Origin of the sequence: Nocardia sp. NPDC058666 (assembly GCF_042714895.1) — a bacterium.
Lineage (GTDB): Bacteria > Actinomycetota > Actinomycetes > Mycobacteriales > Mycobacteriaceae > Nocardia.
The window spans coordinates 1-7,788 of sequence record NZ_JBHXRY010000029.1; the positions used below are offsets into that span (position 1 = coordinate 1).

A 7,788-nucleotide genomic window follows, 5' to 3' on the forward strand; every position below is an offset into this window, starting at 1 on the left:
GCTGCCCGAAACGGCCTGGATCAACCCACCTCCGAAGGAGAACACCGACACAGAACAGGCAGCCTGACCTGTCTCATCAGGATTGACAGATTCCGACTCACCCGCGCAGAGCGGGTCTGGGCCCCCGGGTACTCGCCAACACGGCGGCCCACTCGCAAGCTCCTCTGAACCGACACTCCCACTCCCGTCCTTCTGCCCATCGTCGGGACCGGCGAGGCTTTCGAATCGTGCCAGCATTTCGAGGCCGAGGCAGCTGCGGCCGTCGATCCGGTGGCTGTGGACCGTCGCGTATTACTGCGCCCATGTCAGCCTCATCAGAGACAATCTCGATCGATGGATGATCAAGGACTTGAGAAGCTGCGGAGCCTGCTGCACGCACCCTTCGCACACGAGACTCACAATGAGCTGAGCGCTCGATTCGAACGACTGGGGCTGACCCGGTACGACGTAGAAGGCACCAAACGAGAACGGGTTACTGCCGTCATGGAAGCCATTCCAGCAAGCGAGCTTCCGCGGATCGCAGAACAGATGATGGCCGAGTCGATGGTGACGCACAGCGACGGCATCACCATCCAGGACACGCTCTGGGCCGGATCCGGTCCGGCGATCGTCGAACGCACGCGCCGCGAACTCGCGGATGCGCTCGATATCGAGGAAGTAGTCGGCCTCGACGCGCAGCGTTTCTTCGACATGCTCGGCCGGTGGTGGGACCTCGACCGATTCGACGGCCTCTTCATCGACGGACAAACCTTGCGCGAAAAGGTGATTCGCCATGTCTTCCGCAACCCGGGTGACTGGTCGGTGACAGACTTGTTCACCCAACTCAAAGCATTCGAGGCCCCGAATCCACGATTCGCGGGGTTTCTGGAAGACCTAGTCTCCCCAACGGTTGTGCTCGACGAACCCAAGCAACGCAGGCTGGTGGACACGATCAACAATCACCTACGCAGAGACCACCTCGCACTGCGCGAGGACGGCACTCACGCCGGCTACCCAGTCTTCCGCATATCAACAACGGGCGTCGCGGCGATGCCACCGAAAACACTGGTCTTCAGCGGCAAATTCAAGCCCGACATCCGACTCAGCAGCGTGCCCGACAACCGCCTCGAGATCATCGACAACGGCGCGGATGCCCTGATCTACGACCGCCCAATCGGTTCGGACGGCTTGCGCTGGCGTGATCTACACCGCTGGTGGTGCGACCGACACCCAACCATGAACAGCGACACTGCAAAGAGCCAGCTCTACCAGCGACTCGGCCAATACTTGCCTGGCCGTAAGTGCGAATTCTGAGACCACTTATCGGTGAATTCTGACGTCAATGCGGGCCGATCCAGGGCAGTTCTATCCGCGAATTTCGGCGTCACCTCGGTCGGTGTGTCCGATCGTCGGGCGTGTCAGAAGAGTGCGCAGTGGAGGTTGTCGAACCGGGATTCCGAGGCTGCTGAGCAGGTTGACGAATCGGTCGAGGTCTTGGCATGGTTCGGTGCCCGGTGTCACTCAATCTGAGCTGCCGTCGGCGGGCCTGTGGTGTCATGGATGTGAGGGTTCGACGCAAATCTGGGGAGGTTGTATGTCGAGTGCGGCGCTGCTGGGCTGGGCACTGGTGGCTTTAGTAGGTGTGGTGACTCCGGGAATCGACACCCTGCTGGTGCTTCGGCATACCGCGCTCGGCGGTCGACGAGAAGGATTCATCGTCTTGATCGGCATCAGTCTCGGATGCCTCGTGTGGGCGATTGCAAGTCTCGCGGGTCTGACTGCGTTGCTGGCAGCCTCGACGTTGGCCTACAACGCAGTCCGTGTCGCCGGCGCTGCCTACCTGATGTGGCTCGGCTACTCCGCGCTACGGAAGACGCTGTTCCACAGCAGATCACGTGGCGTCGCGGAATCGGATACGTCTACGGCACCGACCTCGTCTGGCGGATTCGCCGCACTGCGAGCCGGGGCGCTGACCAATCTCCTCAACCCAAAGGTCGGCGTCTTCTACATCAGCCTGCTGCCGCAGTTCCTCCCGGTCGGACCGAATTCCCTGCGGTGGGGAATGCTTCTGGTCGCCATCCACCTCGCGGTGACATTCATCTGGTATCCGACACTGATCTGGTCGGCGGCCAAGGCGCGAACCTGGCTGCAGAGACCGCACGTACGGCGCTGGCTCGACCGCGTCACCGCGACGATCCTGATCGGGCTCGGCATCAAACTCGCTGCCGAAGTTCGATAGTTCAATCAAGTAGCGAACATCCGGAGCTTGAATTCAGTGTCACCGGACACCGGCCGGGCCCGCAGCGACCGCCGCCGAGACGGCCCGAGCCCGGTCGTGTGTTCGGGCGCCCGACGGTGTTGGAATTCACCGATAGACTGCTGGTCAGGACACGATTTCCAGTGTCTGTGACGTGTCGGCGGACTCCGGTGGCTGCGGTGCGGGAATGTGTGTTGTAGTGGTGCTGGCGGCGTGATTGAGGGCGGTGCGGGTGAGTCGGTAACTGTCGGTGCCGGTTTCGATGATCTGCCCACCGAAGGTGAGGCGGTCGACGATCGCGGCGCAGAGTCGTGGCTCGGAAAACGTCTTCGACCAGCCCGAAAAGGCCTCGTTGGAGGCGATCGCGACAGAGTTCTTTTCCTCGCGTTCGGTCAAAACCTGGAACAACAGTTCCGCGCCGCGGCGGTCGAGCTCCATGTAGCCGAGTTCATCGATGCAGAGAAGATCGACCCGGCCATAGCGGGCGATCGTCTTGGACAGCTGCTTCTCGTCGGCGGCTTCGACCAGTTCGTTCACCAGTTTCGTTGCCAACGTGTATTTCACGCGGTAGCCCCGCATCGCGGCCTCGGTGCCCAACGCGATCAGCAAGTGGCTCTTGCCGGTGCCGGAGTCACCGATCAGGCAGAGCGGTGTGCCCTTCTTGACCCAGTCGCAGTTGGCGAGGGTGTTGACCACGGCCGGATCGATATTGGGGTTGGCGTCGAAGTCGAACGCCCGCAACGACTTGTCGCGAGGGAAGCCCGCGGCGCGGATGCGGCGTTCGGAGCGGCGGCGGGCCCGATCGTCGCACTCGACGAGCAGCAGCTCGGCCAGGAATGCCCGGTAGGACATCTGGTCGCGAGTGGCGGTTTCGACGATGTCGTTGAACTGGGAGCGGATGCTGGGCAGTCGCAGCATCCGGCATGCCTGGTCAACGGCGGCGTCGGCTGCTTGGTCGGTCAGGCCGTGGCGGTGCGGGAGTGAGCTGGTCATCAGGAATTCCCTTCTGCGGTTCTCGGTTTGGTGATGCGGAGCAGTTGGTCGTAGATGGCGACCGACGGCAGAGGCCGGGTGTCCGGGGGCAGTTGAGCGAGGCGGCGCACTGTCAGCGACGCCACTGCGTCCGGCTCCGGGTCGATCTGGTCGAGGTCGACCACGTCGAGCAGTCTGGGTGCCGCTTCGGCTGCTTTGCGGGCCTCGAGAGCGACTGCGTCGGCGGTCAGCGCTCCGGCCCGCAACGCGGCGTCCAGGCCCGCGACGACCTGGTCGCGGGGCATGTTGCGGTGTAGCAGAAGCACTTCGATCATCGCGCGCGTGCCGTTGCGCTCGCCGTGGGCTTTGCGGACCGCGGCCCACCAGGCATCGTGGCTTTTGGTGAATTTCCCGCTCTGGCGGGCTTGTTCGAGGGCGGTCGCGCCGGCCATCGCGCCGGGCTTGCGGACCAGCGCTTCGAGGTAGTGGTCGAGCTCGACACGGGTCAGCGCCTTGCCGATCAGCCGTTCGTGGCGGGCGATCTCGGTGCGGCCGTCATAGACGACCAGCCACGAAGCGTGCAGCAAGATCCTGACCGGCCGACCGATGAACCGGATCGGGACACTGTATTTGTTGGTCCGCGCCGCAACCATCGAATACCGATCCACCCGTGTGACCAGCCATGACCCGGTCTCGAACTCCTCATCGGGCAGCCGTTTCAGCGTCGGTGCCTCGAGGTCGAAGTGTTCACCGATCGTGCGCGCCCGCGCGCCGATCCGCCGACCCAGATCCTGGCTATCCCACTGATCGACACGCGCATTGAGCTCCTCCAGCGACTGGACCTGCGGAACGGGGACGAAGTGGTTGCGCCGGTAGAACCCGATCTGGCCTTCGACGCCGCCCTTCTCGTGCGCTCCCTCGACACCTGGAATGCAGTAGAACGGGTCGTCAATGCCATAGTGGCTGCGGAACACGGTCCACCGTTCCGATTCGGTTCTGGCCCTGCTCAACCCGAGAACCTTCGCGACCGCGGCCTTCAGATTGTCGTCGCGAATCTTGCCGTGAGGGACACCACCCAACGCCGTGAACGCATGCACGTGCCCTTCCAGGAACGCTTCCTGTCCACCCGAGGCGAACACCCGCTGCACCGACCGGCCCGAAAACGACATCCGCAGCGAGAACAGGTAGAGCACGACCTGCTCGCCCCGCAGCAACACGGTCACCTCGCCGAAATCGACCTCAGCTTCCTCGCCCGGATGGTGGCTCTGCGGGATGAACACCTGCGGTGGTTCGCGGCCCGCGGCGATCCTGATCTGTGGTTTCCGCGTCGACACGTAGTCGCGGACCCGCTGATACGACACGTCTTCCATGCCGTGCTCGTCGATCAGCCGCGCGTAGATCCGTTTGATCGTGTGCCGCTGCTTGCGGGGCGCGTCCAGATCCGCTCGCAGCATCTCGTCGATGACTGGTTTGAACGGGTCCAGCTTCGATGCCCGCTCCGGATAGTCCTTGCGTTTCTCCGGGAACGCCGAGGTCAGTGCCGCGTTGACCGTGACGTAGCCGACGTTGTACTTGCGCTGCAGTTCCCGGCCCGACATGCCCGCTCGCGAGTCCCGGCGGATCGCCGCGTACAGCTGCGCCTTGGATTGGTTCGCCACCACGGGTCCACTCCTATGGGCCGTCGCTGACTGATAGCAGGATGATCTTGCCATCGCAACCCGTCAGGTGTTGCCAAAATTCGTGGATACCAACCCCTTCCGACCGCGGGCTGGTGTCGAGATTCACCGATCAACGACCTCGTGATTCACGTATAGAACCAACTTGCCCGAGTCCTCACCACCACAGCGCCTGCTGTACCGCCTTTACCACGAGATTCACGGGCAGCGTGTATGGGACCTCCCAGCGCTGCTACCCGAAGTGTGGCTGCACTGGGACCACCAGACCGTGCGCCAACGCGGCACGCAAGCGCTGCTCAACCAACGAATGGACTTCCTACTCCTGCACCCTGGCGGGCACCGTGTCGTTCTCGAAGTCGACGGCAAATCCCACTACACCGACCAAGATGGCAACGCCTCACCGCAGGTCTATGCACGCAACACTCGAATCGACAGGAACCTCCGGATGCGCGGCTATGAGGTCTTCCGCTTCGGTGGTGCCGAGCTGACCAGCCCTGAAACCGCGAAACCGCTACTCACCGAGTTCTTCACGGCGCTATTTGACAGGTTTGCAGACCCCCGCAGGCAAGTATGAACTGGAACATCGCGCTGCCAGCGCTACAACCGCCCGAGCCAATGGACTACTGCCGAAAAGCCGAGATCTGGACATAGCCCACCGTTCAGGAAGGCCAGGTTCGGCGGCAGCTCGGCACGCCGCGATCACCGCAGTGAGCCCACGCTGTCGGCGAAATCCTCGAATTCCATGTTGGCGAGGAAGAGATTCACCTCGACTCCGGCCATCGCTGTCGGTGTGATCGGAAGGTCGGGTCAACCGTCGCCTCGGACGTCCTCGTCGCCGGTATCGACGGCCAGCAGCGGATGCTGGGGGCGGACAACGTGGCGCTATCGGCGATGAATAATACGCCTGTCCGCCCGACCAGATCAGCCAGCTCAGCGGGTGTCAGACCGTCGAAAGTCACGTCATCGACCGACGCCAGCCCTGCCTCTGCGTCTTCGTCGTAAAACGCGATGACCGCCGCAACGACCTGGGCCACGCTGCGTCGTCGGTGAGTCGATGCGGACTAGAAGCGAACCGAATCGCCCTCAGGCAGAGTCCGTGACATAGCTCAATTGTGCAGCACGGCGGCCGAACTCAAGGGCGACGCAGCATTCGATCCTGGTTCCTTATCAAAACCAGTACCATGCGGCACGATTGCCACTCGAATTTCTTCTACTGGCCTGAAACGCTGCGGTGCGGACGGTTGCTCAATTTCGAGAAGATCGTACAAGATACTTTGCAGCGTCCGAGCGTGGTCTGCAATCCGTTGCAGCGATCCAACCTCAGTCGTAGGTATTTCCTTGGCCTGCCGCGCGGTGATCGCTTTCTCGAACTGAGATCTAATATCGCCGTCCAGATCCAATTTGTAGGCCGGTGAGGTGTTGTCGACCACAGGAACCCAGCGGTCATCGCTTTCATTAACGATCAAGGTCGGCAGTCCCATCGCCATTCCATAAGAAGTGACGGAGCTGCGATCGCCGACAACGACATCGGCAGCGAGCAAGACCGCACGCTCGTCGGCACTCGGCGGAATCAGCAACACACCGCGGTCAACTGCATCGCTCATCCATGCGATGACCTGCCGATGTCCATGGGCTACCCATACGTTCGGGTGAAGCACTAACGCAACTCGAAATTCGCGAGCAGGGAAGGCGTCAAGCAACGTAGTCGGTAAATCAGGACGTTGTCCAAGAAACGACGTCCGACCCCAACTTGAGGACACCACCACAAGCTTCTCGCCCTGATTTACGCCGATGCTCCGCCTGTAGTTTCCGCGGAGGTACCGGCTGACTATCATCTGGTCGAAATAGGGGTCGCCCACCACGGCGATCTTGCCGTCGGACGCTGGCACGGCCGCTCGGACACGCAGTAGTTCAGCTTCATCGGTTACTCCGATCCAACCGTTGAATCTCTCCAAGTCTGGTGGCGCGGCGACATCCGAGGCAAACGCAAAGAACGGCCCGGCGAGTTCGCGGCAAAAGCGCATATTCATGCTCAGCACCACGTCAAAGCGGCGAGTGACCGCTTCATGCCAAGGAACTTCAACGATGCCTAAGTCAGCTAGGAGATCCGATAGCCCCTGCGTCAACGCTGATGTCGGATTGATGGTGAACGCTGTCTGAACCCTGAAGTCGGTCTCGAACAGGGCCACAACACTCAGGAGTCGCCGCAACGAGGCAACACTGGTCACCACGCCGAGCACGGTGCGAGTGATCGGAAATGTCAGCCACGCGCTCCCGTCCCGAAGCGATTGCGTCGGTCGTGGTTGACTACGACCGCCCAGGGCATCCTGCAGATCTGATCGCCTTCTGAGCCAGTGGCTCTCGTCACCCCCCCACGCCCGCACCAGCGTTGCCACAACCTTCTCGCTCGGAATCCGGTCACCCCTAAGCGCGGCGTACAAGGTAGATCGGGGCAGCCCTTCCTCAGCACTGATCTGGTCGACAGAGGGCGCGTTGGCACCCATATCCGCCCGCAGAGTACGCAGATCCCGAGCAAGTGCAGCAAGAGGCCCGAGCGCCGGGTCTATAGGAACAGCACGACGAGTCATACCCACCTCCCTTGTCTAAGATGTCCAGTATAGTTCCGCCCATTATCCGAGTGTCACCATCAGCTGTAGGGACTGTAGCCATGGACAAGCATGCGAACCATCGGATCCTTCTCGTCATCATCGCGGTACTGCTGGGGCTAGTGCCGCGTCCGGAAAGGTTGATGCGGTAACCGCTCGGGGTGGCGGGTTGATCCGTGGCCGGTGACCGGTGATGCTGCCTGACGGAGGTGGTGCCGGTGGCTCGCAAGCCGGATGTGTTCGTCAGAGCGGTAACCCCAGAGGAAGGCCGCAAACTCGCCCAGATCGCTAGGCGCAG

The 7,788-nt window shown here is 62.1% G+C and carries 8 protein-coding genes; 3 read left to right on the plus strand and 5 right to left on the minus strand.

The genetic code is table 11. From position 1 onward, the window contains the following. The first annotated feature begins 333 nt into the window (after positions 1-333). Both ACFWVD_RS27825 and ACFWVD_RS27830 read left to right on the plus strand, forming a co-directional pair. A complete protein-coding gene (locus ACFWVD_RS27825) occupies positions 334-1,293 on the plus strand; it encodes a hypothetical protein (RefSeq protein ID WP_379247771.1) in 960 nt (319 codons plus the stop codon). Positions 1,294-1,573: 280 nt separating this feature from the next. Continuing rightward, positions 1,574-2,218 carry a LysE family translocator gene (locus tag ACFWVD_RS27830; protein WP_379247773.1) on the plus strand — a complete coding sequence of 215 codons (645 nt, stop codon included), beginning with the start codon at positions 1,574-1,576 and terminating at the stop codon, positions 2,216-2,218. A gap of 144 nt (positions 2,219-2,362) precedes the next feature. Here the strand turns inward: ACFWVD_RS27830 and istB are convergent, their stop codons facing one another. Both istB and istA read right to left on the minus strand, forming a co-directional pair. After that, positions 2,363-3,229, minus strand: a complete 867-nt coding sequence (gene istB / locus ACFWVD_RS27835; protein ID WP_379247775.1) for an IS21-like element helper ATPase IstB — start codon at positions 3,227-3,229, stop codon at positions 2,363-2,365. Then, positions 3,229-4,806: an IS21 family transposase gene (gene istA, locus ACFWVD_RS27840; RefSeq protein WP_379247783.1), complete on the minus strand. Its 1,578-nt coding sequence runs from the start codon at positions 4,804-4,806 to the stop codon at positions 3,229-3,231. The genes istB and istA overlap by 1 nt, the downstream gene beginning before the upstream one ends. A gap of 223 nt (positions 4,807-5,029) precedes the next feature. Here istA and ACFWVD_RS27845 point away from each other — a divergent pair, with 223 nt between their 5' ends. Further along, entirely contained in the window at positions 5,030-5,458 is a 429-nt protein-coding gene (locus tag ACFWVD_RS27845; RefSeq protein ID WP_379247777.1) for a hypothetical protein, read from the plus strand. 125 nt (positions 5,459-5,583) lie between these two features. Here the strand turns inward: ACFWVD_RS27845 and ACFWVD_RS27850 are convergent, their stop codons facing one another. The 3 genes from ACFWVD_RS27850 to ACFWVD_RS27860 all read right to left on the minus strand — a co-directional run bounded on the left by ACFWVD_RS27850 (position 5,584) and on the right by ACFWVD_RS27860 (position 7,388). Then, positions 5,584-5,679, minus strand: a complete 96-nt coding sequence (locus ACFWVD_RS27850) for a DUF6924 domain-containing protein (protein WP_379247785.1) — start codon at positions 5,677-5,679, stop codon at positions 5,584-5,586. Further along, positions 5,646-5,918 carry a DUF6924 domain-containing protein gene (locus ACFWVD_RS27855; protein WP_379247779.1) on the minus strand — a complete coding sequence of 91 codons (273 nt, stop codon included), beginning with the start codon at positions 5,916-5,918 and terminating at the stop codon, positions 5,646-5,648. The genes ACFWVD_RS27850 and ACFWVD_RS27855 overlap by 34 nt, the downstream gene beginning before the upstream one ends. Before the next feature lie 72 nt (positions 5,919-5,990). After that, entirely contained in the window at positions 5,991-7,388 is a 1,398-nt protein-coding gene (locus ACFWVD_RS27860) for a hypothetical protein (protein ID WP_379247781.1), read from the minus strand. Between the last annotated feature and the right edge of the window lie 400 nt (positions 7,389-7,788).

What these genes read in the sequence shown, in the direction of transcription:
- istB (WP_379247775.1), bottom strand. Translation starts at nt 3,229, where the DNA reads ATGACCAGCTCACTCCCGCACCGCCACGGCCTGACCGACCAAGCAGCC.
- ACFWVD_RS27830 (WP_379247773.1), top strand. Translation starts at nt 1,574, where the DNA reads ATGTCGAGTGCGGCGCTGCTGGGCTGGGCACTGGTGGCTTTAGTAGGT.
- ACFWVD_RS27825 (WP_379247771.1), top strand. Translation starts at nt 334, where the DNA reads ATGGATGATCAAGGACTTGAGAAGCTGCGGAGCCTGCTGCACGCACCC.
- istA (WP_379247783.1), bottom strand. Translation starts at nt 4,806, where the DNA reads ATGTCGGGCCGGGAACTGCAGCGCAAGTACAACGTCGGCTACGTCACG.
- ACFWVD_RS27860 (WP_379247781.1), bottom strand. Translation starts at nt 7,388, where the DNA reads ATGGGTGCCAACGCGCCCTCTGTCGACCAGATCAGTGCTGAGGAAGGG.